19 protein-coding genes are annotated in these 26,673 nt (G+C 70.3%); 11 read left to right on the plus strand and 8 right to left on the minus strand.

Translation table 11 applies throughout. From position 1 onward, the window contains the following. Window positions 1-161: 161 nt before the first annotated feature. On the minus strand, window positions 162-2,930 hold the full coding sequence (locus tag WMF39_RS11900) for an MXAN_6577-like cysteine-rich protein (protein WP_437745648.1): 2,769 nt from the start codon (window positions 2,928-2,930) through the stop codon (window positions 162-164). Between the two features lie 317 nt (window positions 2,931-3,247). On the opposite strand from WMF39_RS11900, the gene WMF39_RS11905 reads away from it, so the two are divergent. After that, window positions 3,248-5,773, plus strand: a complete 2,526-nt coding sequence (locus WMF39_RS11905; RefSeq protein WP_437745649.1) for a DUF3656 domain-containing U32 family peptidase — start codon at window positions 3,248-3,250, stop codon at window positions 5,771-5,773. Between the two features lie 109 nt (window positions 5,774-5,882). Next, window positions 5,883-6,410: a hypothetical protein gene (locus WMF39_RS11910; RefSeq protein ID WP_437745650.1), complete on the plus strand. Its 528-nt coding sequence runs from the start codon at window positions 5,883-5,885 to the stop codon at window positions 6,408-6,410. Between the two features lie 92 nt (window positions 6,411-6,502). On the opposite strand, the gene WMF39_RS11915 is transcribed toward WMF39_RS11910, so the two are convergent. Then, complete coding sequence (locus WMF39_RS11915; RefSeq protein WP_437745651.1) at window positions 6,503-7,507, minus strand: vWA domain-containing protein; 1,005 nt, start codon at window positions 7,505-7,507, stop codon at window positions 6,503-6,505. Window positions 7,508-7,787: 280 nt separating this feature from the next. Between WMF39_RS11915 and WMF39_RS11920 the strand changes: the two genes are divergently transcribed. Next, entirely contained in the window at window positions 7,788-7,928 is a 141-nt protein-coding gene (locus tag WMF39_RS11920; protein WP_437745652.1) for a hypothetical protein, read from the plus strand. Window positions 7,929-8,008: 80 nt separating this feature from the next. Here WMF39_RS11920 and WMF39_RS11925 read toward each other — a convergent pair whose 3' ends face one another. Next, window positions 8,009-8,140, minus strand: coding sequence for a hypothetical protein (locus tag WMF39_RS11925; protein WP_437745653.1), 132 nt, complete (start codon window positions 8,138-8,140; stop codon window positions 8,009-8,011). Window positions 8,141-8,751: 611 nt separating this feature from the next. Here WMF39_RS11925 and WMF39_RS11930 point away from each other — a divergent pair. The 5 genes from WMF39_RS11930 to WMF39_RS11950 are packed head-to-tail and all read left to right on the plus strand — an operon-like array spanning window position 8,752 to window position 14,409. Next, entirely contained in the window at window positions 8,752-9,780 is a 1,029-nt protein-coding gene (locus tag WMF39_RS11930; protein ID WP_437745654.1) for an ABC transporter substrate-binding protein, read from the plus strand. Window positions 9,781-9,789: 9 nt separating this feature from the next. After that, complete coding sequence (locus tag WMF39_RS11935) at window positions 9,790-11,310, plus strand: sugar ABC transporter ATP-binding protein (RefSeq protein ID WP_437745655.1); 1,521 nt, start codon at window positions 9,790-9,792, stop codon at window positions 11,308-11,310. Then, a complete protein-coding gene (locus WMF39_RS11940; RefSeq protein WP_437745656.1) occupies window positions 11,303-12,385 on the plus strand; it encodes an ABC transporter permease in 1,083 nt (360 codons plus the stop codon). The genes WMF39_RS11935 and WMF39_RS11940 overlap by 8 nt, the downstream gene beginning before the upstream one ends. Window positions 12,386-12,387: 2 nt before the next feature. Then, window positions 12,388-13,389: an ABC transporter permease subunit gene (locus tag WMF39_RS11945; protein ID WP_437745657.1), complete on the plus strand. Its 1,002-nt coding sequence runs from the start codon at window positions 12,388-12,390 to the stop codon at window positions 13,387-13,389. A 27-nt stretch (window positions 13,390-13,416) separates the two neighbouring features. Continuing rightward, window positions 13,417-14,409: an NAD-dependent epimerase/dehydratase family protein gene (locus WMF39_RS11950; RefSeq protein WP_437745658.1), complete on the plus strand. Its 993-nt coding sequence runs from the start codon at window positions 13,417-13,419 to the stop codon at window positions 14,407-14,409. A 76-nt stretch (window positions 14,410-14,485) separates the two neighbouring features. Here WMF39_RS11950 and galK read toward each other — a convergent pair whose 3' ends face one another. The 3 genes from galK to WMF39_RS11965 form a co-directional block, all read right to left on the minus strand. Continuing rightward, window positions 14,486-15,598 (minus strand): galactokinase, encoded by a 1,113-nt coding sequence (galK, locus tag WMF39_RS11955; protein WP_437745659.1) that lies wholly within the window; start codon window positions 15,596-15,598, stop codon window positions 14,486-14,488. A 134-nt stretch (window positions 15,599-15,732) separates the two neighbouring features. Further along, window positions 15,733-16,557 (minus strand): shikimate dehydrogenase, encoded by an 825-nt coding sequence (aroE, locus tag WMF39_RS11960; protein ID WP_437745660.1) that lies wholly within the window; start codon window positions 16,555-16,557, stop codon window positions 15,733-15,735. A gap of 176 nt (window positions 16,558-16,733) precedes the next feature. After that, the gene (locus WMF39_RS11965) at window positions 16,734-17,636 is read right to left on the minus strand and encodes a bestrophin family protein (protein ID WP_437745661.1); all 903 of its coding nucleotides are present in this window, start codon (window positions 17,634-17,636) and stop codon (window positions 16,734-16,736) included. Window positions 17,637-17,894: 258 nt separating this feature from the next. Between WMF39_RS11965 and WMF39_RS11970 the strand changes: the two genes are divergently transcribed. Next, complete coding sequence (locus tag WMF39_RS11970) at window positions 17,895-19,211, plus strand: metallophosphoesterase (RefSeq protein WP_437745662.1); 1,317 nt, start codon at window positions 17,895-17,897, stop codon at window positions 19,209-19,211. 122 nt (window positions 19,212-19,333) lie between these two features. Here WMF39_RS11970 and WMF39_RS11975 read toward each other — a convergent pair whose 3' ends face one another. After that, window positions 19,334-19,600: a hypothetical protein gene (locus WMF39_RS11975; RefSeq protein WP_012234867.1), complete on the minus strand. Its 267-nt coding sequence runs from the start codon at window positions 19,598-19,600 to the stop codon at window positions 19,334-19,336. Between the two features lie 331 nt (window positions 19,601-19,931). On the opposite strand from WMF39_RS11975, the gene WMF39_RS11980 reads away from it, so the two are divergent. Together WMF39_RS11980 and WMF39_RS11985 are read left to right on the plus strand one after the other, a co-directional pair. Continuing rightward, window positions 19,932-22,322, plus strand: coding sequence for a glycoside hydrolase family 9 protein (locus WMF39_RS11980; protein WP_437745663.1), 2,391 nt, complete (start codon window positions 19,932-19,934; stop codon window positions 22,320-22,322). Between the two features lie 205 nt (window positions 22,323-22,527). Beyond that, complete coding sequence (locus tag WMF39_RS11985) at window positions 22,528-24,552, plus strand: bifunctional serine/threonine-protein kinase/formylglycine-generating enzyme family protein (protein ID WP_437745664.1); 2,025 nt, start codon at window positions 22,528-22,530, stop codon at window positions 24,550-24,552. Window positions 24,553-24,796: 244 nt separating this feature from the next. Here WMF39_RS11985 and WMF39_RS11990 read toward each other — a convergent pair whose 3' ends face one another. Beyond that, a complete protein-coding gene (locus WMF39_RS11990; protein ID WP_437745665.1) occupies window positions 24,797-26,572 on the minus strand; it encodes a rhamnogalacturonan lyase in 1,776 nt (591 codons plus the stop codon). Window positions 26,573-26,673: the final 101 nt, after the last annotated feature.

Below are 26,673 nucleotides of genomic sequence, written 5' to 3' on the forward strand. Positions count from 1 at the left end.
CGATGCGTCGCCCCATCCGTTTATCGGCTCCAGCCCCCGGCGGGGCTCAAGGGACGCCGGAACCAGCAGCGCTCCTGCGGAACGTTGCTCCTGAACAGCAGCTCGTCCGGCGGAGCCTCCCTCTCACGAGGAGACTCGCGACGCTGCTCGACGGTGCGCGGTCAGGGGTGGATGTTGAGCTCGTAAACGCCGGATTCATCGATCGCGCCGTCGACCACGATGACGATGCTCTGCCCTGCGTCGAGCGACACCGTGACCTCCGACGTGAACAGGTGCAGGTCCTCCCCGAGCACGTCGTCGCTGCACGCGATCTCCTCGCCATAACAGTCCCCGTCGAAGACGGCGAGCACGGTGTCGTAGTCGGAGCCGACCGTATCGATCGTGTACGTCCCCGCCTCCGGCGCGGTGAACAGGTAGGCCACCTCAGGCGCGTCGATGCCGCCGCAGCTCGCGTCCACCTTGGCGAGGCTCCCCTTGGTCGTCCCCGTCGCGGTCTGGGAGGCGAGGGGCGCGAGCTCGATGGGCTTATCGCACGTGCCGGTGCCGTCGAACAGGTCCACGTTGAGCATGTAGTCGCCCTCCGCGCCGTGGCTGTCGACGCTGATCAGGGCGGTCTGGCCGGCGTCGAGCCACACGAGCTTGCTCGAGTCCCTGCTATCGTTGACGCAGGCCATCTCGTCGCCTTCGCACCCGCCGTCGCGCACGGACAGGATCGTATCGATCGTGGAACCCACGGTGTTCATGCGGTAGAAGCCATCTGCAGGCGCGGTGAAGCTGTACGTCGCCTCGCCGCCGGGCACCGAGGCGCAGGAGGGCGCCAGGAGATCGGGATACCCCTCGGTGCTGCCCGTGACCGACTGCGGGACCACGGCGTCGAGCGCGAAGAGAGGGCACTGCGGCGCCTCCCGCTGGGTGATGTTGAGCGTGTAATCGCCGCTCGTCGACGCGCTGTCCACGGAGACGATCACCGTCTGGCCGGCGGAGAGGAACAGGCTCGCCCGCGAGTGGGTGACGACCCCCGCCGGGTCCACGTTGTCATTGCACCTGAGCGAGGGGCCAGAGCACGAGCCGTCCAGCACCTCCAGGACCGTATCGAGCGCCGAGCCGTCCGTGTCGAAGATGTAGAGCGCGTCGGCCGGGGCGGTGAAGCGATAGGTCGCCTCGGGGGCCCCGCGAGAGGCGCAGTCCGGCGCGAGGTGATCGGCGAGATCCGCGGTCGTGCCCGTGACCGTCTGCGGCACCGTCGAGCCGAGATCGATGAGCGGGCACCGCACCTCGTCGACCTCGAGCCGGTAGTCGCCCGTCGGGCCAGCGGTGTCCACCACGAGGATGACCGTCTCGCCGGCCGCGAGCGAGAGCGTGATGAGCGCCGGCTCGAACAGGCCGTCGACGCACGCGATGAGATCGCCGGCGCACGAGGCGTGGCGCGCCTCCATGAGGACGGGGAAGCTCGAGCCGGTCGCGTCGAACGTGTAGATGCCCTCGCGCGGCGCGGTGAAGCCGTAGGTCGCCTCGCCCCCGGTCGAGAAGGTCGCGCAGGCCGAGATCAGGTTGCGGAGGTGCTCGTTGTTCCCGGTCACCGTCTGCGGCAGGGTCGCGCCGATCTGGACGCCCGGGCACGGAGGGGCCTCGACGATCTCCAGCGTGAAGCTCGCCAGCGGGCCGGCCGGATCCGCCACCGCGACGAGCACCGTCTGACCGGCCTCGAGCGTCGCGAACGCGTTCGACTCGCCGGCGCCGTAGCGGCAGTAGAGCGAGCGGCCCGTGCACGTGCCGCCGTCGCGGACCTCGACGATCAGGTCCGACGGGGCGCGCCCGCTGAACACGTACGTGCCGTCCGACGGGGCCGTGAACGTGTACGTGGCGTCCGGGGTCGCGCTGATGTCGCAGTCGGCGGACACCGTGTCCTCGCGCAAGACAGTCGTGCCCGTCACCGTCTGCGGGACGACGGGATCGAGGGCGGTCGGCGCGCACTGGACCGGCCCGGGCTCGGCCACGCGGAGCGTGAAGTCGCCCTGCGCGCCGCGCGCGCCGCTCACCACCACGAGGATGCGCTCGCCCTCGGCGAGATCGACGGAGATCTGCGACTGGACGCTCCCCGCGTTGTCGTTGCAGGCCAGCTCCTCGCACGTGTCCGCCCGCAGCGCGCCGAGCGCCGTGTCGTACGAGGCCTCGAAGGTGTCGAACAGGTATGTCCCCGCGTGAGGCGCCGTGAACAGGAACGCCTGATCGACCGCGCCAGGCTCCGAGCAGGTCAGCCAGCGGCCGTCGTCGGCGCCGATCGTCGTGCCGCTCACCCGCTGCGGGACGGCGGAGCCGATGTCCTGGGAGGGCTCCGCGCTGCACGCGCAGGTGCCGCCCTCGCAGGGGCGCCCGGGGTCGCAGGCGCGATCGCACCGGCCGCAGTGCTGCGGATCTGCGGCGAGGTCCACGCAGCTGCCGGCGCAGTCGGTGAGGCCCGGGAGGCAGGTCTGCCGGCAGACGGATCCGGAGCACGCGCGGCCAGGCGGGCACGGCGCGCCGCACTTGCCGCAATGGTCCGGGTCGGTGCGCGTGTCGACGCACTCGTCGCCGCAGCGCTTCACGTAGCGGCCCTCGCGGCACTCCGATGGCCCGCCTCCGTCACCGCCACCGCCGTCACCCCCGCCGCCACCGCCGCCGCCACCCTCACCGCCGGTCCCCAGCGGCTCGCAGGCGCCCTGCAAGCACGCCTCCCCGGCCGGACATTGCTGGCCGCACGCGCCGCAGTGCTCCGGATCGGCGTGCAGCGCCACGCAGGCCCCGCCGCAGACCGAGTAGGGAGCCTCGCAGCGCGGCGCCGGGGCGTCGTCGTCGCCGCCGCACGCAGACGCCGCCGAGAGGAGCGCGGCAGGCAGCCAGAGCGCGCCCCTCGAGAGCGCGCGCCCGAAGCGAAATCCGTGTCTGTTCATCGACATCCCCCTGCGGCACGCGCCGTCGACGCGCGCGAGCCGGCGGAGAATGCGAGCGCCTCTCCGACGTTCGGCTCCCGGGCTCCGCGCTGGTCGTTAATGGCTGACGTGGCCGCTCCGCTCATCCGACCCTGCCATCGAGGCCTCGCTGCGCCGGCCGGCGACCCGACGGCACCTCGGCCGGGTGGGCCGCTGCACGATCGTGCCTCACGTCGCGAAGCGAGGTCAAGGCGCGCCGTCCGGCAGGCTCTTCGGGAGGGCGAGCCCGCGCCAGGTAGAGAGCGACAACCGCGCCACCCCTTGCTAGAACCGCCCGCATGTCGCGGCCCGCGCGCCCTGAGGTCCTCGCTCCCGCCGGTGATCGCGCCGCCATGGAAGCCGCCGTGCGCGGCGGGGCCGATGCCGTCTACTTCGGCCTCCGGGGGGGAGCCGCGGGCGGCGGCGCGGCGTCGCCCTTCAACGCCCGCGCGCGGGCCGCGAACTTCGACGCGGCGGAGCTCGAGGAGGCGGTGCGCTTCCTCCACGCCCACGGCGTGAAGGGCTACGTCACCCTGAACACGCTGGTGTTCGACGACGAGCTCCCGGCGGTCCGCGGCGCGATCGAGGCGTGCGCCGCGGCCGGCGTCGACGCGGTCATCGTCCAGGACCTCGGGGTGATGCGCCTCGCGCGGGCGCTCGCGCCCGGGCTCCCGATCCACGCCTCCACGCAGATGACCTGCACCGACGCGGCCGGCGTCGAGCTCGCGCGATCGCTCGGCGCCGCGCGCGTCATCCTCGCCCGGGAGCTCTCGCTCGACGACATCGCCGCCATCCGCCGGGCGACCGACGTCGAGCTCGAGGTGTTCGTCCACGGCGCGCTCTGCATCGCCTACTCGGGGCAGTGCCTGACGAGCGAGGCCATCGGCGGCCGCAGCGCCAACCGCGGCGCCTGCGCCCAGGCCTGCCGCCTGCCGTACCGCCTCGTCGTCGACGGCGCGCTGCGCGACCTCGGCGACGCGGCCTACCTCCTGTCGCCGGAGGACCTCGACGCCACCGACGTCATCCCCGACCTCATCTCGCTGGGCGTCGCCTCGGTGAAGATCGAGGGGCGCCTCAAGGGCCCGGAGTACGTCGGCGCGACCGCGCGGCTCTACCGCGCCGCGATCGACGCGGCGCTGGGCGAGGGGGCGGGCCCCGGGGCCACGGACCGGGAGGCGGCGCTCCAGGCGTTCTCGCGGGGCTCGGGCCCCGGCTTCCTGCGCGGCGTCGACCACCAGCGCCTGGTCGACGGCCGCACCTGCGATCACCGCGGCATCGAGGTCGGCGAGGCGCGCGGCGCCGCGCGCCGGCGCGGCCACGAGGTCGTGGTCGTCCGCGCCGCCCGGCCGCTCGCGCGCGGCGAGGGGATCCTCGTGGAGGGCGGGTTCGCCGGCGAGGGCGAGATCGGCGGCCGCATCTGGGGCCTGTGGGTCGCTGGCCGCGAGGTCGAGCGCGCGCCGGCGGGGGGCGACGTCGAGGTGTGGCTCGGCCCGGACCGGCGGCTGCCGGAGGACGTGCTGAGCGGCGCGCGGGGGCTGCGCGGGCGCCGGGTCTTTCGCACGAGCGACCCCGTCGCCACGCGCGCGGTCCGCGAGGCGCTCGACCGCGCCCCGCGCCGGGTGGCGATCGACGTCCGCCTCGAGGGCCGCCTCGGCGAGCGCCCGCGGCTCTCGGCGGCGACGGAGGGCGGGGCGTCGGCCTCGGTCGAGGTCGACGCCCCGCTCGGCCGCGCCGATCGATCGCCGCTCGACGAGGCCACGCTGCGGAAGCAGCTGGATCGGCTGGGCGACACGCCGTTCGCCCTGCGCGGCGTCGAACTGTCGCTCGACGGGCCTGCGCTCGTGCCGCCGTCGGCGCTCAACCGCGCGCGCCGGGCGCTCGTCGCGGCGCTGATCGAGGCGTCGCACCGCCCCCATCCGTCGGCGCCGCTCTCGGCCGAGGGGCTCGTCGCCGGGGTCGCTCCGCCGGACGCGCCGCCGCCGGCGCCGGGCCTCTTCGTGCTGTGCCGCAACGTGGCGCAGGCGCGGGCGGCGCTCGACGCCGGCGCGAGCGGCGTCTACCTCGATTTCCTGGAGATGGTCGGCCTCGGCGCCGCAGCGCGCGAGCTGATGGCGGCCGGGGCCTCCGTCGGGGTGGCGCCGCCGCGGATCCGCAAGCCGGGCGAGGAGAAGATCGACCGGTACCTGCTCTCGCTCGGGCCGGCGGCGATCCTGGTCCGCAGCCTCGGCGCGCTGCTCGACGCCACGCCGGGCGTGCCCCGGATCGGCGATTTCTCGCTGAACGTCACGAACAAGCTGGCCGCGCGCGAGGTGCTCTCGCGGGGGCTCGCCGCGTTCACGCCGTCGTTCGACCTCGACGCCGCCCAGCTCGAGTCGCTGCTGGACTCGCCGTTCGGGCCGTTCGCCGAGGTGGTGGTGCACCACCCGATGCCGCTCTTCCACATGGAGCACTGCGTGATCGCGGCGACGCTGTCCGAGGGCAAGGATCACCTCACCTGCGGCCGCCCGTGCGAGCAGCACGCGCTGTCGCTGCGGGACCGGGCGGGCATGGATCACCCGCTCGAGGCGGACGTGGGGTGTCGGAACACGGTGTTCCACGCGGCGCCGCAGAGCGCGGCGCACCTCGTGCCGAGGCTCGCGAGCTGCGGCGTGCGGCGGTTCCGGATCGAGCTGGTGCGGGAGGACGCCGAGGGGGCGCGGCGGGTGGTGGAGGCATACCGGCGGCTGCTCGCCGGGGAGGTGGCGCCGGCCGAGGTCGCGCGCGGGCTGCGGGCCGAGGGGAGCTACGGGGTGGTGCGGGGGTCGCTGCGCGTGCTGCAGGCGTGAGCGGAACGGCCATGGGCCGTCGATCTGATCATCGCTTGAGGGGGGAAGGACACCCAACCTCCGGGACGGCAGGCCCTGCACGGTGGCCAGCGGCCATGACCGGAGTGTCATGCATGGCGCCCTCGTCGCCGGCCACTCCCACTCGCATTTCGCGCTGGCATGTGAGCTGGCATGTGAGTTGCTGAGCTTCGTCGGCATGAAAACATGGGGTTTGATGGCGGTGGGGTGTTGGCTGCTCGCTGGCTGCAGCGGCCCTGATTTCGACGCAAACCGCGAGAAGTGGCGTTCCGACCGCCCGGCGGAGTATGTCATCTCGATCTGCGGCACGGGCTTCGACGGTGGGTGTACGCTCGCCGCGGTCTCCGGCGATACCGTCGTCGCCACCGCCCACAGCGGGATCGACACTCCGCGCGGCGATTGGACGTTCGCTGAGGCGCCCGAACAAGCGGATCCGGTAGAAGCCCTGTTCGACCGAGCCGCGCGCGAGAGCGATGACTGCGAGCTCGACAGCGTTCTCTTCGATGATCGCTACGGCTATGTGGCGGACTATTATCGGGACTGCGGTGAAGAAGGGGGCGGCGAGGAAGTCACCTGCTTCCAGGCCGACACGAGCGACGTGACGCGCTGCGCGGAGTGAGCGCGGCGAGCAGCGCGACGATCGACACCCGGGGCGCGCCGCTCGTCGCCCGCCCTGCGCTCTACCAGCGCGGGCGACGAGCGGCGGTCCGATCAGAACACGAGCACCTCGCCGCCTGACGCGAGCTGGCACGCGCCGTCCTGGGGATCACCGCCGGTGCGGAGGATCTCGGACGGCTCCGGCTCGCGGTAGACGCCGGAGAGCGCGATGTCGACCATGCGCAGGATCGCGCGATCGAGCTTGGTGACGAAATAGCAGGGGATCGTCGGCTCCTTGTGCGCCCCGCCAACCCCGGAGTCGTCCGTCAGGAAGAGGTATCGGCCGCCCGTCAGCTGTGCGGCAGAGCGCATGCTGAGCTCGGTGAGCTCATCCACGCCGCTCGACGCGACGGGATAGACAGCCACCCCAAGGTCCTTCAGGGCTCGTATCCCGCCTGCCATCGCCGCGGCGTTGTCCCCGTGATGGGGCGCGTCCGCGACCCAGAAGGCGAGGCGCGCGGTGTCGTCGCCCGTGCGCCAGGAGAGGTCGGCCGTCTTGGAGAGCGCCATGTCCGGCGCCTCCGGGAAGTCGCCGCCGCCGTCGGCTGCCTGCTCGGCGAGCTTCTCCTGGAACTCGTCGGGATCGGTGCGGAAGTCGAACCAACGGACGATGTAGTCGTCCTCGGTGTCTCTGTACAGGACGAGCGACCAGCGCTGCTGGGCGTTCGGGTACCTGGCGAAGATGGAGTCGGAAAGCGCGATGAACTCCGTCTGTAGATACGTGATCTCGTCGCCCATGCTGCCGGTGGTGTCGATGATGAGCGAGACGTCGAGCGTCTCCTTTTTTCCTGGAGGCGCCGCGAAGAGGCTGTGCGCGGCCTGGTGGTCGGCCTCGGTGAAGGGCAAGACGCCCGGGAGCTGCTGCGAATAGAGCGTGCTCCGGTAAGAGAGGAAGAAGTCGAAGTTGCGATTGTCGTCCCAGACGCCCGCGGTGAGCGTGCCAGGATCGATGCTGGCTCCGCCGCCTGCGCCGCCTCCGCCGCCTGCGCCTCCGCCGCCTCCTGTGCCCAGGCTTCCACCGGGGGAGCCTTCGCTCGGAGGCCCGCTTCCATCCGACACACCTCCCGAAGCGGCTGAGCCGACCGCAGGGCCTGAGCCGAAGCTCGTATCGGGGTCAGCGCCGGCGCCCCTCCCCGGGATCTCCCCGTCACCGCCCTCTGCTGAGCTCGATCCGCCCGAGCACGCTCCCAGCGCGAGAAGGCCTCCCACCATGAAAGCGAAGCGAAAACGGGTGTGCATCGGGATCTCCTCGGCCGCCAGGGTCGTCACGCGCCGACGTCGGACGCGGCCGGGGAGGCTGCGATGCACGGCGCGTACCGGGTCAGAACCACGTGATTTCATGTACTTACGTGGCTACACGTGGTGCGTTCTGTGCCAAGGCGCGCCGGAGCGCGCCGAGGAGCAGCAGGCGCGCGCCCTCGGGATCGCCGCCGAGGTTGTGGGTGATGTCGCCACGCCGGGGACCTGCTCCCCGCTGTAGACCCCGCAGAAACTACTTCTGCTGCCACGGCTTGCGGAACTCCGGATCTCGGCTGAACCCTTCTCGGTCCAGATGACCGATCACTCCATGACCGTCTTGCGCCTTGAGCAGCGGAGTTGCTGATCTGCTGCTTCCCAGGCAGCAGCGGCGTGCAGCGTCGGCGACTTGGTCTGGGAGATGGGATTGCCGATGATGGCGTGGCGGTCGGCCATCCGGCTCCTGGCAGAACGGGTCGAGGCGGGGCCCCGAAGACGACGTGTGAACGTTCACATAACCGATGTCAACTCGAAACGACCGCCAGCGACCGTCCTTGTGCCCCCATGGCAGACAGGTCTCCTCCGGAGCGCCGCGTCAACGGGGGCGGGCATCGGGCCGCCGTCGGCGATGATCGCGGCAAGGCGCCCGCGCCTCTTGCCGCGGCGCTCCGGAGGAGCCCCGCCAGCCTCGTGCTCCCTCGGGCTCGGGAACCTTGCGGACCGGTCGATTGGAATTGACGCTGCCCATGTGATCGTTCACATTACCGCCCAGGGGTATCCTTGTTGCTACGCCTTGCTCGGGTCACCACGCGTACCGAGGCATTCTTCGTCTGATCGATTTTTGCACCAGCTCCGTTCGCTCGGTCGTCGCGGAAGCGATCGCCGAACGATGGGGATTGGCATCTGGCCGAGGGGGCTCCACCAGAGAACACCGCATCCCGCGCTTGTTCGGCGGCTGTCGTGAAATCTCGAGTGCTGTTCACCGGAGATGATTCCTTCAAAGATCCGGCGGTGCTGGCGACGCTGCCGGATGACAACCGGGGGCGGCGTGATCTATGTTGAAGAGCATGAACCCACAAAACCACGTGTCACGGAGGATGTTCCTGGCCATCCTGGGCTCGGCGTCCGTCGTCGCCGGCTGCTCCCGCGAGGAGAGCGACGCCGCGCGCGCCGCCCAGACGCCGGCGCCTGGCGCCGATACCGCGGGGCGGAAGCCGAAGAAGCTGACCGAGATCGTTGTCGGCTTCTCGCAGACGGGCGCCGAGAGCTCCTGGAGGATCGCGCACAGCAAGTCGATCCAGGCGGAGGCGGAGAAGCGCCACGTGCAGCTCCTCTTCGCAGACGGTCAGAACGTGCACAACAACCAGGTCAACGCCGTCAACGGGTTCATCACCAAGGGCGTCGACGTCATCGTCATTGCGCCGCAAGAATCCGTGGGCTGGAAGCCCACATTGAAGGAGGCCAAGCGCGCCGGGATCCCGGTGGTGCTCACGAGCCGGGGCGTGGACGCGGAGGAAGATCTGTACGAGACGGTGATGGTCGCGGATTTCGTCTGGGAGGGGCGCCGGGCAGGGGAGTGGCTCGCAAAGCAGACGAACGGCAAGGCGCGGATCATCGAGCTCGTGGGCACGCCGGCGGCGGACGTGGCGGTGATGCGCAAGACCGGCTTCGCCGAGGCCATCGCGAAGCATCCGGACATGAAGATCATCGCGAGCCAGAGCGGTGACTTCACGCGCACCAAGGGAAAAACGGTGATGGAGACGCTGCTCTCGGCCCACAAGGGCGAGATCAACGCCGTCTACGCTCACAACGACGACATGGCGCTCGGGGCGATTCAGGCGATCCAGGCGGCAGGGTTGAAGCCCGGGCAGGACATCCTGGTGATATCGATCGACGCCGTGAAGCCGGCGTTCGAGGCCATGATGGAGGGGAAGCTGAACGCGACGGTCGAGTGCAACCCCATGCACGGCCCCCTGCTCTTCGACACGATCGACAAGATCGTGCGTGGTGAGAAGGTGCCGAAGCGCACGATCGTCCCTGGCCAGATCTTCGAACGCGAGCAGGCAGCGACGGCCATCGGCTCGCGGCCCTACTGAGGGAAGGCCTTGCTCTCTGTCGAGGGCCTCAGCAAGTCCTTCCCCGGCGTTCGCGCGCTGCACGACGTGCACGTCGAAGCGCGCGCCGGCGAGATCCAGGCGTTGATGGGGGAGAACGGAGCCGGCAAGTCGACGCTGATCAAGCTGCTCACCGGCGTCTATCCTCCCGACGCCGGGACCTTGCGCCTCGGCGGTGCGGTGATCCGGCCGACCTCTCCCCGCCACGCGGAATCGCTGGGGATCAGCGCGGTGCACCAGGAAATCAGCCTGATCCCGCACCTTTCGATCGCGGACAACATCATGCTGGGCCGGCAGCCTCGGCGCTTCGGCCTGATCGACGGGCGCGCTGTCCGCGCGAAGGCTCGTCAGGCCCTCGCGCGCCTCTCGCTGGACCTCGACGTGTCGCGATCGGTGGCGGCGCTGCCCACCGCGCTGCAGCAGATGGTCGCGATCGCCCGCGCGCTCGCCGTGGACGCGCGGATCCTGATCCTGGATGAACCCACCTCCAGCCTGGATGAAGCGGAGACGCTGCGGCTCTTCGACGTGATGCAGAGGCTGAAGGCCCAGGGGTTGGCGATCCTCTTCGTGACTCACTTCCTGGATCAAGTCTACGCGGTCAGCGATACGATCACGGTGCTCAGGAATGGCTGCTTGGTCGGGCAGTACGCGAGCAGCGCGCTGCCTCGCCTGGAGCTCGTTCAGGCGATGCTGGGCGTCGAGCTCGGCGCGAAAGGCAGCGCCGCGCCAGGCGGCTCCGCCGGTCCGGGAGGGGCGGCGAGCGCCGCGGAGCCGGCGCTCGCCGCGCGCGGCCTCGAGAGAACGGGGGTCATCGGGCCGATCGAGCTCGCGCTGCGGCCCGGCGAGGTGGTGGGGCTGGCGGGGCTGCTCGGCTCTGGCCGGAGCGAGACCGCCAGGATGCTCTTCGGGATCGAGCCCGCCGATCGCGGTGAGCTCGCGGTGAACGGACGTGCGACCGAGATCAAGACGCCACGGCACGCGATCCGGGCCGGCCTCGCGTACTGCCCGGAAGACCGCAAGGTGGATGGCATCATCCCGAACCTCTCCGTGCGAGAGAACCTCGTGCTCGCCTTGCAGGCCTCCCAGGGGGCGCTGCGGGTGCTCCCGCGCCACGAGCGGGATCGTCTGGTCCAGCACTACATCAAGGCCCTGAGCATCAAGACGCCGTCCCCCGAGACGCCCGTCAAGCTGCTGTCGGGCGGCAATCAGCAGAAGGTGCTGCTCGCGCGCTGGATGGCCATGCAGCCACGGATCATGCTGCTCGACGAGCCCACGCGCGGCGTGGACATCGGCGCCAAGCTGGAGATCGAGGCGCTGGTGAGGTCGCTCAGCGAGAAGGGGGTCGCCACGGTCTTGATCTCGTCGGAGCTCGAGGAGATCGCGCGCAACTGCTCCAGGGTGGTGGTCTTGAGAGACCGCAAGCAGCAGGGCGAGCTCGCGGGAGACTCCGTGACGCCTTCGTCCATCATCCAGGCTATCGCCCATCAGAAGGAGACGCCGCCCGATGCTTGAGAAGATCACGGAAGCGGCGCGCACGAACGCCACCCCCACGGGCATCGGGATCCTCCTCTTCATCGGGTGCGCGGGCGCTCTGCTGCTCATGCGCGGGCGCCGCGAGGCCTGGCCTTTGCTCGGCCTCCTGGCGCTCCTTCTGTTCAATTCCGTCCTGTCCAAGAATTTCTTCTCCATCGTCGAGCGCGACGGGGCTTATTACGGGACGCCCATCAACCTGCTCAACCAGGGCTCGGAGGTGATGCTCCTCGCGATCGGCCTGACCCTGGTGATCGCCGTCAGGGGCATCGACCTGTCGGTCGGCTCGGTCATGGCGCTGTCCGGGGCCACCTGCGTGATCCTGATGAAGGAGGCTCACTGCGGGCCGCTCCTGGCTGCGTTCTTGTCCCTCGCCGTCGCCGGCGGCGTCGGTCTGTTCAACGGCGCGCTGGTGACGGCGCTGAACATCCAGCCCATCATCGTGACCTTGATCAGCATGGTCGGTGTCCGCGGCGTCGCCATGCTCATCACCCGCGCCGAGCCCGTGACGCACACGGATGCGACGTTTGCGTTCATCGGCAACGGTCACGTCGGTGGCTTGCCCTTCTCCATGGTGCTTGTGGCCGCCGTGTTCGTCGTCGCCGCGCTGCTCTGCCGGAGGACGGCGCTCGGTCTGTTCATGGAAGCGATCGGCGACAACGAGCGGGCGAGCCGGCTCGCAGGCGTCGGCGACCGCCGCATCAAGCTCTGGTTGTACGGCTTTTCGGGCCTGTGCGCCGGCATCGCCGGGCTCGTGGCCGCCTCGTACATCTCCACGGCCGACCCCGATCGCGTGGGGCGCCTGCGGGAGCTGGACGCCATTTTCGCCGCGGTGATCGGCGGTACGGCGCTCACCGGCGGGCGCTTCTATCTGGGGGGCACCCTGATAGGAGCGTTGTTGATCCAAACGCTCTCCACCACGATGTACATCCAGCATGTCCCCTCGGAGATCGAGCCGATGCCCAAGGCCGGCGTGATGCTGCTCAGCTGTCTGCTGGTTTCGGAGGAGTCGCGCCGGCGGCTCGTCGAGCTGCTCGGGCTCAAGCGGTGGCAGTAGCGATGCTCAGCTGGGATCGGCGGGATCTGCCGCTCATGGTGACCGCGGTCCTCCTGATCGCGCTCTACTCGGGGGTGCTGGTCTGTTACGACACGGCGCGTAGCCTGCGTTTCCTTGTCGACCTGATCAAGGGGAACGCGGCGATGGGCCTCTGCGCGGTGGGCATGACCTTCGTCATCCTGTCGGGGGGGATCGACCTCTCGGTCGGCTCCGTCGTCGCGCTCACGACCGTGCTCGTCGGTACGCTGGTGGCCGGTGGTTGCCACCCGCTGCTGGCGTTCTGTATCGGCCTCGCGGTGTCGGTCGCGTTCGGCGCCATGACGGGGCACCTGATCCATCGTTTCTCTCTGCCCCCGTTCCTGGTGACGCTCGCGGGCATGTTCTTCGCCCGCGGCGCGGCGTTCCTCGTCAGCATGCAGCCGATCGGCATCGATCACCCTGTGCTGGACTGGATCGTCGATGAGCTCGGCTTCGCGCTGACGATCCCGGGCCTGGACCGAACCTGGGTCCCGGCGACGGCGCTCTTGTTCCTGGTCGTCCTCGTGCTCGGCGTGATCCTCGGCCGTAGCACGAGCTTCGGCCGGAACGTCCTGGCCATCGGCGGGGACAGGCAGGCGGCGCTGCTCATGGGGGTGCCGCTGGGCGCCACGACGGTGGGTCTGTACGCGTTGTGCGGCTTGTGCGCGGGCCTCGGCGGGGTCACGACGGCGCTGATCGACAGCGCCGGAAAGCCGAACATCGGCGCCGGCCTGGAGCTCGAGGCCATCGCCTCGGTGGTGATCGGCGGAACGCTGCTGACCGGGGGGGCTGGCAGCGTCGTCGGCACCGTGATGGGCGTGATGATCACGGGCATCGTGCGGGCGGTGATCAACCTGGATGGACGGCTGCCGTCGCCCTGGCACCACATCAGCATCGGGCTGCTGCTGCTCGTCTTCATCGTCATGCAGCAGGTACTGATCCGCTCGGCCCCCGCAGCCAGGGGGGGGGAGTACGGTCGTCATTGATGAATGTGGAGAGCGAGGAGCGATAGAATGAACGAGACCAAGCGAATTCTGGTCACCGGGGCGGCGGGCAAGGTCGGCCAGGCATTCATCCGCAGGTTCCTGTCGAACCCCGCGTTCGAGGGGTGGAAGGTCCGTGCGCTGTGCCACAACCGCATGCTGGAGCGGTCGGCGCGCGTCGAGGTGCTGCGTGGGGCCATCGAGGACAGGACCGTCGTCAACGAGGCGATGGAGGGGGTGAGCCACGTGCTGCACCTGGCGACCAGCAAGGAGACCCCCGAGAGCATCATGGACGTGGCCGTCAAAGGCATGTTCTGGCTGCTGGAGGCCTGCCGCGCCAGCCCTGCGTTCGAGCAATTCATCCTGGTCGGGGGCGACGCCGGGATGGGCCACTTCTTTTATCCGCACCCCGTCCCCGTCACGGAGGCGCAGCGGCACAGCGCCTACCCGGGCTGTTACGCGCTGTCCAAGGTGCTCGAGGAGGTCATGCTCGAGCAGTACTATATTCAATATGAGCTCAACGGATGCTGCCTGCGCGCGCCGTGGATCATGGAGAAAGACGACTTCAAGGCGCAGCTATCCTTCGGTGACGACGTGTTCGGAGGGCCGAGGTGGCGCGATCTGGTCGGCGCCGAGGCGGCAGAGGGGTACGTCCGCTCGGGCGCCGTGCCGGTGATGCTCGACCGCCGCGGCGAGCCGGTGAAGCGTAACTTCGTGCATGTGGACGATCTGGTCACCGCGATCCAGAAGGCCATCAATCATGAGAAGGCTCGCCAGCAGACCTTCAACATCTGCATGGACGAGCCGGTGGACTACGGGGAGCTGGCGCGTTACCTGGAGGCGACGCGGGGCCTGCCGAGCGTGAGGGTGAAGACGCCGTTCCATTCGACTTGGCTGGACAACTCGAAGGCGAAGTTTCTGCTCGGCTGGCGGCCGCAGTACGATTTGGCGCGGCTCACGGACGCCGCCTTCGACCACGTGCGCGCGCCCGATGACCCGCGCGTCACCTGGTACCCTGGTTGATGGGCCCTGCCTCCCCGCGGCGGCCCGTTCCCGTGGCGGGCGAGCCTGGCGATCACGCCGACGCCGAGCTTCGCTGCTAGGGGACGGGCCCGCCTACAAGCACCGTCGCCCGGCGGCCCGGCGTGCGCGCGTAGGCCTCCACGACGGCCCGCCCCACGCTCGCCGCGCGCCCGCGCTTCACCAGGGCCACGATCGCGCCGCCGAAGCCGCCGCCGGTCAGCCGGGCGCCGAAGACGTCCGGCTGCGCCCGAGCGCTCTCCACCAGATCGTCGACCGCCGGCACGGACACCTCGAAATCGTCGCGCATCGACCGGTGGGACGCGTCGAAGAGCTCGCCCAGGCGGCCCAGATCCCCGGCGCGGAGCGCGGCCACGGCGGCGAGCACCCGGGCGTTCTCGGTCACGACGTGGCGCGCGCGCCGGTCGAGCGGCGCCGGCAGCGACGCGATGCGCGGCTCCACGGTCGCGTCGACGTCCCGGAGCTCCGGGACGCCGAGCGCCGCGGCCGCCCGCTCGCACTCCGCGCGCCGCGTCTTGTAGTCGCCGCTCGCGTGCTGGTGAGCCACCCCGGAGTCGACGACGAGCAGCTCGGCCTCCGCGGGCAGCGGGATGCGCTCGAACGCGAGCGTCCTCGTGTCGATGAAGAGCGCCGTGCTCTCGTCGGCGAGGCTCGCGGCCATCTGATCCATCGTCCCGACCGGCGCGCCCACGAAGTCGTGCTCCGCGGCGTGCGCGATGCGGGCGATCTCCACGTCGTCGATGGACAGGCCGAGCATCGACCGCAGGGCGCGGGCGAGCGCCACGAGCAGCGAGGCGCTCGATGACAGGCCGCTTCCGAGCGGTACTGTCGACTTGATCCTCGCGTCGAAGCCGGGGATCGATGCGCCACGGCTGCGGAGGACCGCGGTGATGCCCTGCACGTAGTCGAGCCACAGTCCGCGGCGCGCCTCCTCGCCGGCGCGGAACGAGAGCCGGGCGCCGCCGTCCACGTTCGCCGTCGCGACCTGGATGAGCCTGTCTTCCCGGGGCGCGAGCTCGACGCGCGTCTTCTGCGGGATCGCCGTCGGCAGCACGTAGCCGCCGCTGTAATCGGTGTGTTCGCCGATCAGGTTCACGCGCCCCGGCGCCTCGGCCAGGACCTTCGCCGGACGGCCGAAGACGACCTCGAAGCCATTCTCCTTCACCGTCATCGCGGCGCACCCATGTTCACGGGGCACAGGGAACCCAAATGGTTCGGAGACGTCAAGCCACAACTGCGGGAGATCGCCGTCCTTGGTTGAGCTCGAGGGGCTCGCTCATCGCTCATCCATGCCGGGCGCGTCGCTCAGGCTGCCCGCAGCGCAGCGATGACGGGCGCGGTGTCGGGCCGCAGGCCGCGCCACAGGGTGAAGCACTCGGCGCCCTGCTCGACCACCATGCCGAGGCCGTCGGCTGTCTGACCCACGCCGGCCGCGCGCGCGGCCTGCACGAAGGCGGTCGGTTCCTTCTTGTAGGCCATGTCGTAGGCCAGCGAGCCCTCGCTCCACACGCCGGCGGGCAGGGGCGGCACCTCGTTGGTCATGGAGGAGGCGGAGCCGTTGATGATCACGTCGAAGCGCCCGGCGATGTCGGCGAAGCCGCCGCCGGCGAGCCGGACGGCGCCGGCATGCGGGCCGAACTCGGCGGCGAGCTCCACGGCCTTGCTGGCGGTGCGGTTGGCGACGAAGATCTCGGCCGGCTGCTCATCGAAGAGCGGCAACAACGTGCCGCGCACCGCGCCGCCCGCGCCGAGGAGCAGCACGCGCGCGCCCTCGAGGCGGCGGCCGAGGTTATGGGTGATGTCGCGCACGATGCCGAAGCCGTCGGTGTTGTCGCCGAGGACGGTGCCGTCGGCGCGCAAGGTGAACATGTTGATCGCCCCGGCGGCTCGGCCGCGCGGCGTCAGCTCGTCGGCCAGCGCAAAGGCCTCGAGCTTGAAGGGCATGGTGATGTTCATGCCCTTGCCGCCGCTCTTCTGGAACTCGCGCACGGCGGCGGCGAAGCCATCCAGCTCGCCGAGGATCGCGCCGTACACCATGTCCTGCCCGCACTGCCTGGCAAAGGCGGTCTGCAGCGCCGGCGACTTGGTCTGGGAGATGGGATTGCCGATGATGGCGTAGCGATCGGTCATGGGTGCGTCCAGGCCTCAGCGACGCGGGGCCACGCCCGCGAGCGCCGCAGATCTACGATGGTGTCCAGCCAATTGCCAGGAGCGCGCGGCGGCGCCATGGCGGCCGAGGTGCAGAGCGCCTTCCACCGCCCTCCCCGGGAAGAGGCGAGCAAGGCGCCGCCATCGGCGCGCCGCGCTCAGTCCTGGTAGCTCTCGGCCTTCGACGCCATCACCAGATTGAGCGGCGACGACCCCAGGAGGTCGCGCTCGATGGTGTCGCAGATGCGCGTGAGGGGCAGGTCGTTCGGCTCGTGGCCGAACGGGTCGTCGAGCTCCCCGCCGAGCGCCTCGATCATCAGGACGGGATACGCCACCATCATCGTCACGACGGGCGTCAGCACCCCGAGCGCCTCGACGAGGGCGAGGGGCAGCGTGGCCAGGTAGAGCGCCACGCCCCGCTGGAGGAGCAGGATGTAGCCGAGCGGCGTGGGGGTCTTGAGGATGCGCTCGCAGCCCCCCAGGCAGTTGACCAGGACGCTCAGCTGCTCCTCGGCGCACACCGCCATGTTGCGCTCGAGGCTCCCCGCCCGGACGAAGGCCGCGAGGCGCTCGGAGACCTGCTGCGCCGCGCGGAGCGGCGGGTGAGGGTGCGCCGCGAGGGCCTCGATCTGCTCCGCCGGGAGCAGCCGTTCGATCTCCGGGCGCTCGGCCTGCCCGCGCAGCGAGCGCCGCGCGGCGTGGACGAACACCACCACCCAGACGGCGACCTCGCGCGCCGCGCCCGGGTCCACCGCGGCGTGCGCGTTCACGATGCGCGTGATGTTGCGGCTCGCGTTCACGATCGAGCCCCAGAGGGTGCGACCCTCCCAGAAGCGGTTATAGGCGGTGTTCGTCCGGAACGCGAGGATGAGCGCGATCACCGCGCCGGCGACCTCGTGAATGCCGATCGAGAGCGACACGCGGGGGATGTGCCTGTGCGCGAGCCAGAGCGCGGCGGCGATGACCCCGAAGGCCAGCACGCGACGCATCACGCCCGGCGACAGGGAGCCCCGCGGCGAGACGAGCATCTGAAGCCAAGTGCGCCTGGTGTAGGGGATCATCGGGGCGACCCTCGTGGCGATGCCCTCCCGGAGCACCGGAAGGAGCCATGGACGTGAAGAGGCTTCAGCCTGTCATCGAACGTGCCAATCCTCGTGTGGCCCTGTCAGGATCGCCGCCCTGATCGCCGGGATCCAGCGCGCGCAGCGCGTGGCTCACGAAGAGGAGCATCGCGCCTCCCTACCAGCGAGGTGCCTGTGCCGCAACGCCGCCGGGCGGCGCGGGCGCACGCGCGTCACACGCCAGGCGGTCGGCCTCCGGTGGCGCCTGGCGCGGACGCGCTGGACGCGGGACACTCCGCGTCCGTCCAGGCAGAGCAGACCACGGTGGTCCTGTGCGCCTGGATCGCCTGGAGCCGTCGATTGAAGTTCGTGTCCCCCATCGTCCTGTTCTGGGCGGCCTCCGCCCTGGCCTGGCTCGTCGTCGTGGCAGCGGCGAGGCGCCGCCGGGGCGGGCTCTACGCGCGTTTCGTCGGCGTGCTGCTCGGCATCCACACCCTGATCTCGTGCGCGCTCTTCCGCCATGTCGGCCCGCTCGCGCCGGGGTTCGCCTACCTCCAGGGCGCGGTGTACCTGCATTTCCTCCTGCTCTCGCGCCCCCGGATGCGGCCGCTCGCCTACCGCGCGCTCGTGAGCATCCCCGCGTCCTACTTCGTGGCGGCGATCTTCCTGTCGTTCCCGTGGGCCATCGCGAGCGGGCTCGGGGCCACGCCGTACGGCCTCTGGGTGCCCTTCGCGCTCGCCGTCGTCGGTATCCTCCAGTCGCTCACCGCCCGCCGCGAGGAGATCGAGCTCGTCGTCGACCGCGCCCCCGTCGACGGGCTGCGCCGCCACCCGCTCCCGCGCGAGGGGGCGCCCGGCGCGCGCCGGGCCCTCCGCATCGTCCAGATCACCGATCCGCACCTCGGTCCGTTCATGTCGGTCGCTCGGCTCCGCGGCATCTGCGAGCGCGCGGTGGAGCGCGATCCCGATCTCGTCGTGCTCACCGGCGATTACCTGACGATGGAATCGCAGGACACCGCGGATCACCTCGCCGAGGCCCTGTCCCCGCTCCGCGCCCTGGAGGGGCGTGTGTTCGCGTGCCACGGCAACCATGATCACGAGTCGCCCCGCCACGTAGCGACCGCGCTGGAGCGCGCAGGGGCGCGCCTGCTCGTGGACGACGCGGCGCTCGTCGAGACCGCCGCCGGGCCGGTCCAGGTCCTCGGGATGGACTTCCATTACCGCGATCGCGCCGAGCGCATGGCGGCCGTCTGCGCCCGTCACCCGCGCATCAAGGGCGCGCTACGGCTCGTCCTGCTCCACGATCCGGGCGCGTTCCGCCACCTCGGCGAGGGGGAGGGTGATCTCGTGCTCTCGGGCCACACCCACGGCGGGCAGCTCGGCCTGGTCAGCCTCGGAGGCTCCTGGACCGCCCTCCAGCTCTTCGTGAAGATGCCCGATCATGGCCTGTGGGCCCGCGGCCCCGATCGGCTCTACGTGCACCGCGGGACAGGACACTACGGGTTCCCCCTTCGGCTCGGCGTGCCGGCGGAAGAGAGCGTTCTCAAGGTCCACCTCGCCGGCGACGGCGTCTGACGGGCCAGGCGCCGCCGCCTTGAACGCGGCGGTCACGGGGCGGATTTCAACGCAAAGACGCGAAAACGCAAAGACGCAAAATCCGGGGCGGGCGCGCTCGCCGGCGTGCGCTCCGAGAGGGCTCAGGCCGTCTCGAGGAACTTGCGCACCTGGGACTCGATCGCGCTGCCGGGCACGATGAAGGGCTTGTCCGTGATGTCCACGGAGAAGCTCTGAGCCGAGACGGCATACGTCCCCTTCACGGTCCCCGCCGGCGTCGGCACCGAGAAGTCGCCCTTGCCCTCGTTGCCCGTGAACTTGCCGCCGGCCTTCTCGATCGCCGCCTTGGCCTTCGCGACGATGTCTTGAGAGGGACCGTTGAAGGGGACTGAGAAGCTGTGCTTTGCCATGTCGTCTCCTGGTGGGGTGCTCGATCGCCATCCTGGTACGGCGCGAGGTGCGGCGGAGGTTAGTGCGGCCTCGCGACGGGTACCAGCGCGAACTTGCTGGGCCTTCCGCGCGCCGCAGATCACGCGGGATCGCTGCGCGACGCAGGGTCGCGCCGCAGCGGCGCGCGGGATGGCGGGTGATGGCTGGTCGCGCGTCGCTGGCTGGCGAAGGTCGACGGGACGGCCGCCGCGACGGCTCGAACCCGCGCGTCCGTAAGGATTGCGCTTGACAAGACGGACGGAATCGCCGCTTTCTATGCGCCGATTGCTCCCAGCCGTGAACCGAGGACTTATGAACGACCTTTTTCTCAAGCAGTCGATCCTCCGCCGAGCGGGGCGGGTTTCCGTGCTCGCGCTCGCGCTCGGGCTGAGCGCTGGATGCGTGGTCACGCAGGGCCCCGGAGCGGGGGCCGCTCCTGCCGGCGCGAGCCCCGGCGCGGGCGCTGACGCGAGCGCGGCGGGGGGCGAAGGGCCCGCGCAGACCAACCTGCTCAAGGCATCCAACTTCGACGACAACAAGAGCCTGCCCTGGACCACCTCGTTCACCGCGCCTGGCGCTGGCAGCGCCGAGGTGAAGAAGGGGGCCTATTGCGTCACGGTGACGAACAAGGGGTCAAACAACTGGGACGCCCAGTTCCGCCACCGGGAGATGGTGATCCAGAAGGGGCACAGCTACACCCTTCAGTACAAGGCCTGGGCTTCCTCGCCCACGAAGGCGCGCCCGAAGGTCGGCATGTCGGGGCCGCCTTACGAGGAGTACTGGTCGGACACCGTGATCCTCGGGACCGAGCCCAAGACCTTCTCCGGCAAGTTCACGATGGGGAAGGCCGATGACGCCACGGCGGAGCTCGCGTTCCACATCGGCGGCGCCATGGCGTCGGCCAAGGAGCCGTTCGAGGTCTGCATCGACGACATCCGCCTGGACGACCCGCAGTTCGAGGCCGCCGCGCCCGTGACCGAGGCGGCGGCGCCGAAGGTCGCCGTGAACCAGGTCGGGTATCTGCCCGGCGCCATCAAGATCGCCAGCGTGAACAGCGCCGCGACCGCGCCGGTCGCCTGGGAGCTGCTCGACGCCTCCGGCAAGTCGGTCGCCCGCGGCCAGACCAAGGTCTTCGGGAAGGACGGCGCCTCCGGCGATCACGTCCACCTCGTCGACTTCACGGCCTTCAAGGCGCCTGGCCAGGGCTACGTGCTCAAGGTGGGGGAGGAGAAGAGCTTCCCGTTCGACATTGGAACGGGCCTTTACCAGAAGCTCAAGTACGACGCGCTCGCGTATTTCTACCACAACCGGAGCGGCATCGAGATCAAGATGCCGTTCGCCGGCAAACCCGAGCTGGCGCGCCCGGCGGGGCACCTCCACGACAAGAGCACGCGCTGCCTGAAGGACAGCGGCTGCGACTATGCGCTCGACGCGTCCCGCGGCTGGTACGACGCCGGCGACCACGGCAAGTACGTGGTCAACGGCGGCATCTCGGTGTGGACGCTGCTCAACTGGTACGAGCGCACGAAGCACGTCGGCGCCTCGAGCGCCGACTTCGCGGACGGCAAGCTCAACATCCCCGAGGGCAAGAACGGCGTGCCCGACATCCTCGACGAGGCGCGCTGGGAGCTCGAGTTCCTGATGGGCATGCAGGTGCCGGAAGGCAAGCCGCTCGCCGGCATGGTCCACCACAAGATGCACGACGAGTCGTGGACGGGCCTCGGCCTCGCGCCGCACGAGGACAAGCTCGCGCGCTTCCTCCACAAGCCGAGCACCGCGGCGACGCTCAACGTCGCGGCCACGGGGGCGCAGTGCGCGCGCATCTGGAAGACGGTGGACGCGGCGTTCTCGGCCAAGTGCCTGAAGGCCGCCGAGCGCGCCTGGGCGGCGGCGAAGCAGAACCCGGCCCTCTACGCGCCGCCCGGCGGCGACAAGGGCGGCGGGCCCTACGACGACACCGACGCCAAGGACGAGTTCTACTGGGCCGCGGCGGAGCTGTTCGTCACGACGGGGAAGCCGGAGTACAAGCAGTTCCTGCAGGCCTCGCCGCTCAACGCCCGGTTCCCGACGGAGATCGAAGGGGGCGCGGCGTCGATGAACTGGCGGGTCACGGACGGGCTCGGCCAGATCTCGATGGCGATCGTGCCCGGCCACGTGGACGCGGCGTGGCAGAAGGAGATCCGCGGCCGCATCGCGAAGGCGGCCGACCAGTACCTCGCCATCGCCGACAAGGAGGGGTACCGGACGCTCATCGCTCGGACGCGTGAAGGCAAGTACGACTGGGGCTCGAACTCGGGCGTGCTGAACAACATGCTCGTGGTGGCGCTCGCCCACGACTTCACCAAGCAGCCGAAGTACCTCGACGGCGTGGTGCTGGGCATGGACTACCTCCTCGGGCGCAACCCGCTAGGGCAGTCGTACGTGACCGGCTACGGCGACAAGCCGCTCGAGAACCCGCACCATCGGTTCTGGTCGCACCAGGCGAACAGCAAGTACCCGAAGGCGCCGCCCGGCGCCGTCTCCGGCGGCCCGAACTCCTCGCTCCAGGATCCTCACGTCCAGAGCGCCGGCCTCAAGGGGTGCGTCGCGCAGCGGTGCTTCGTGGACAACATCGAGGCCTGGAGCGTGAACGAGATCACGATCAACTGGAACGCGCCGTTCGCGTGGGTGACCGGCTTCCTCGACGAGAAGGCGAAGCCGTAGCCGCGTTGGCCGAAGGCGGGGTCGTTTGAACCGCCAAGCGCGCCAAGGACGCCAGGTAAACCACAAGAATAGTGGCGTCTCATGGCGCCCTGGCGGTTCCAACCTTCCGGCAGGGTGGGGGAGTTCCCCCACCGCCTGAGGGCAGGCTCCCGCCGGCCACGATGCGGCCGCTGGCGCGCCGGTGGTACCATCGCCCGGTCACCTCGTGGAGCTCCGACCCGACGCCGTCATCGCGGACAAGCTGCACCTGCTGAGGCCTCTCGGGCAGGGCGGGATGGGCGTCGTGTGGGCGGCGCGGCACCTCGCCCTCGACACCGACGTCGCGGTGAAGTTCATCCGCCCCGAGCGGGCGGCGGAGCGTCCTGCCCTCGTCGCGCGCTTCCAGCGCGAGGCGAGGGCCACGGCGCGGATCGCGCACCCGCACGTGGTGCAGGTCATGGACTACGGCGTCGTCGACGGCGCCGTGCCGTACCTCGTGATGGAGCTCCTGCGCGGCTTCTCGCTGGCCGAGCTCCTCGAGCGCGGCGGCCGCCTCAGCTTCGCCACAGCGAGGTCGCTCGCGCGGCAGGTGGGGAGCGCGCTCGAGAGCGCCCACGAGCTCGGCATCGTGCACCGCGACATCAAGCCCCACAACGTCTTCATCACGGAGGGGGGCCAGGGATACCCGCTCTTCGTCAAGGTGCTCGACTTCGGCGTCGCGAAGGTGGCGGGCGACGCGGCGGCGCCGGCGGCGAACCCCGCGCTCACCGAGACCGGGATGGTGATCGGATCGGCTCCGTACATGAGCCCCGAGCAGCTCGAGGGGAGCAAGGACGTCGATCTCCGCTCCGATCTCTGGTCGCTCGGCGTCATCCTCTACGAGGCGTTGACCGGCGCGCAGCCGTTCCAGGGCAGCTCGTTCGTCGCCGTCGGCGCGGCGGTCCTGAGGGGGAGGTTCCGCCCCGCCAGCGAGCAGAGGAAAGGCCTGCCAGCGTCGATCGACGACTGGTTCTCCAAGGCGCTCTCCGTCGATCCGACCTGCCGATTCCAGTCGGCGCGCGAGATGGTCGATGCGTTTCTGAGCCTGGAGGTCCGGACGGCGGATGTCGACGCCCCCGCGGGCCGCCATCACCCGACCGCGTTCGCCACGACCGTGGCCGCGCCTGTCGCTCTTCTGGGCGCGGCCCACGGCGCCGGCGAGCTCGCGAGAGAGCCTGTCACCTCAGGCGCGCTCGCGAGCTCAGGCGCGCTCGCGGGTGACCCTGTGACGGCGGCCCCTGTCCCTGACACCGCGGCCGGCCACACCGTGCTCCACCAGCGCGCCGCGGAGCGGCCCGCGGCGCGGGGCCGCGGGGGCGGCTCGCGCGCGCGCGAAAGGCGCCTCCGCCGCGCCGTGCCGCTCGCCGCCGCCGCGTGCGCCGCGGGCGCGGGGGTGTACCTCTTCCTGCGCGAGCCGTCGGCCGGATCGGGCGGCTGCCCGGCCGGCATGGTGCTCATCGAAGACACCGAGTTCCAGATGGGCTCCGACGCGGACGCGGAGACGCCCAGCGACGAGACGCCGCGACATGGCGTGACCGTGGGTCGGTTTTGCCTCGACGTCACCGAGGTGACGGTGAAGGCCTACTCGGACTGCAAGGCCTGCGAGCGGCCGCGGCAAACCGTCGAGTCGGAGGGGCTCACGCCCAGCGGCCGCTCCTTCTGGAGCCAGTTCTGCAACGGCCCCGAGGCGCCGGACCACCCCATCAACTGCGTCGATTGGTACCAGGCAAAGGCGTATTGCGCCGCCTCCGGCAAGCGGTTGCCCACCGAGGCGGAGTGGGAGCTCGCGGCGCGCGGCAAGGACGCTCGGACCTACCCCTGGGGCCACGCGCCTCCCTCGGGCGAGCGCCTGAACGCCTGCGGGCCCGAGTGCAGCCGGATGCTGACGGAGCGGCTGGAGAAGGTGGGGAAGGGGCCGTGGCCTCGCATGTACAACGACGGCGACGCGGCCCCGGCGACCGCCCCCGTCGGACGATCGCCGGCCGGGAAATCGCCCGCCGGCGCCCTGGACCTGGCCGGCAACGTCTGGGAGTGGACCGAGAGCCATTATTGCCCTTACGACAGGGACGATTGCGACGACTCCCGCCGTGTGCTCCGCGGCGGCGGGTGGGATACGGTCGAGAGCCAGTATGTGCGCTCCGCGCACCGCCGCCCGAGCGCTTCCACGGCGCGCGGCTGGAGCATCGGCTTCCGCTGCGCCAAGGCACCGTAGGTCCGCGGGTCAGAGCTCCTGCCGAGCGCGACCTGGCGGAGCCGCCGCTCGACCTCACGTCATCGATCTCGATGCGCCCAGCGCTCGCAGCCGGCGTGACCTCGACGGTCGCCCGCGGGCGTACCAGGAGCTTCTGCATGATCGTGGAGTCCTTGCTCCCCTGGCCAGTGATGCCGTGTTTCTCGTCGCCACTGAGGGCGGCGAACGCCTCAGGCTGGTCCGGCCGCACGACGGCGCTCGGGCATCACCGCACCGTGATGTCGGGTCTGGGGGGCTCCCTCATGCCGTCGCCGATGTGGAAGCTCGTGTGCGGCGGCTGGTTGTAAGTCGCGTTTTGCGCCGACACGTTCGCGCGGTACTGCGGATCGTGCATCAGCGTGTAGATGCGGCGTTCGGTGATCTGATCGGTGGTGTAGATGCGCAGGCTGTCGCCACACAGGAACACGACCTCCTCGCGCCAGTCGCCGAACAGATCCGCGCTGAGCGTCGGCACCGATTTGGTGCCGTTGATGGAGGTGCAACCGTTCGCGGTGAAGCCCCGACCTTCGCCGTCGAAGTTCGTGACGGTGTTGCCGTCGAGCAGCTCGCGGCTCTCGTCGCCGTCCCACCAGATCAGGAAATTCACCTGGCGGGGACGGGAGCCGATGTTGCGACCGTCGGCCGCGTTGAACAGGCCGGCGGTGTTGGTCCAGGCCTCACCTCCGGGGTTGTCGGGAGAGATGTCGTCGGCGGCGCCGCGGCCCGGTCCCTCGCCGTCGCTGTTGGGGCCGCGCCACAGGATCTCGCAGGTCTCCGCGTCTCGGAGGAAGTAGGAGGGCACGCCGTTCGATTCGGTCGGCTGGAACACCTCGAGCCCTGGGCGTGAGGGGACCAGGTCGGTGATGTGAAGCGCGTCGCCGTGCGCGCCGAAGTTGACGGCGCACTTGCCCTTGCCGTCGGGGCCGATCGTCGCGCCACCAGGAATGATCTCCTGTCTCAAGTCGCCGTCCGTATCCGCTGCCATGACGCTGTGAGTGCCCTTGCTGGCGTAGGCACCGTTGCCGTTCGCGGACGAATCGAAGCTCCACATCAGGCTCAGCTTGCCGTCGCGGTAGTTGTACGCTCCGAACGTCGTTCGGGCGTAGTAGCCCCGCTGCATGACGACGCTCGGCTGGCCGGAGTCGTCGAGGAACGCCAGCGTGGCGTTGTAGCGATCCGAGCGGTTGCCGTTGTTGTCGCCGAAGCTGCCGCTCGTGATGGGGGCGTGGTACGCGATGGTCGCGAGCTCCGAGCCGTCGACGCCGCTGAAGATCGTGAGATATTCCGGCCCACTCAAGATCTTGCCCGCGCCGTTGCGATAGTCTCGGGAGTCGTCATCGTCGGCGGCGGGACCGGTGTGCAGGAACGCTCCCTTCCCGTCGCGGGTGCCAGGAGCGGTCTTGATGGCGATCTCGGCGCGACCATCGCCGTCCAGATCGTACACGACGAAGGGCGTGGTGTGCTCGCTCTCGCGGATGTTGATGCCCAGGTCGATGCGCCACAAGAAGGTGCCGTCGGTGTCGTAGGCCGCGAATTTGGGCTGGCCGGTGCGGCCGTCTTGCGACGGATCGCGCGGGGTGTCCTGCTCCTTGACCACGAGCTCGTAATCGCCGTCGCCGTCGAGATCGCCGGGAGAGGCATCACCGGCTTCGTAGTTGTCGGGCGTCTTGAGCGGGATGGTCAGGTAGTTTCGCTCCCACGTGGGTGTGCCCATGTCCCCGTCGCGCGTGTTGGCCGAGTCGCCCTGCTCGGCGCCATCGATCACGGCGCGGACGGTGTACTTCGCGTCTCCGGGGGCCCCCGGGTCGAAGTAGTTGGTCGAGTCGGTGATGGGCGTTTCGTTCACCTTGGCGCCGTCGCGGTAGACGTTGAACCCGATCTCGGGATCCTCGTAGCCCATCAACCGCCAGCTGATGAAGTTGCCTTCGCCCGAGCGCACGGCCACCACGCCGCGGCACAGGTTCTCCAGCGTGACGTGGCCAGCCGCGGCGGCCGGCGTCACTCCGCAGATCGACTCGCCTGGATTGTCGGTGCCGCCCGTGCCGGAGGCTCCACCGCCCGAAGCGCCGCTGGAAGTCTGCCCCGAAGCGCCGCTGGAAGTCT

The organism is Sorangium sp. So ce1504 (assembly GCF_051521635.1).
In the GTDB taxonomy this organism is placed as follows: domain Bacteria; phylum Myxococcota_A; class Polyangia; order Polyangiales; family Polyangiaceae; genus Sorangium; species Sorangium cellulosum_B.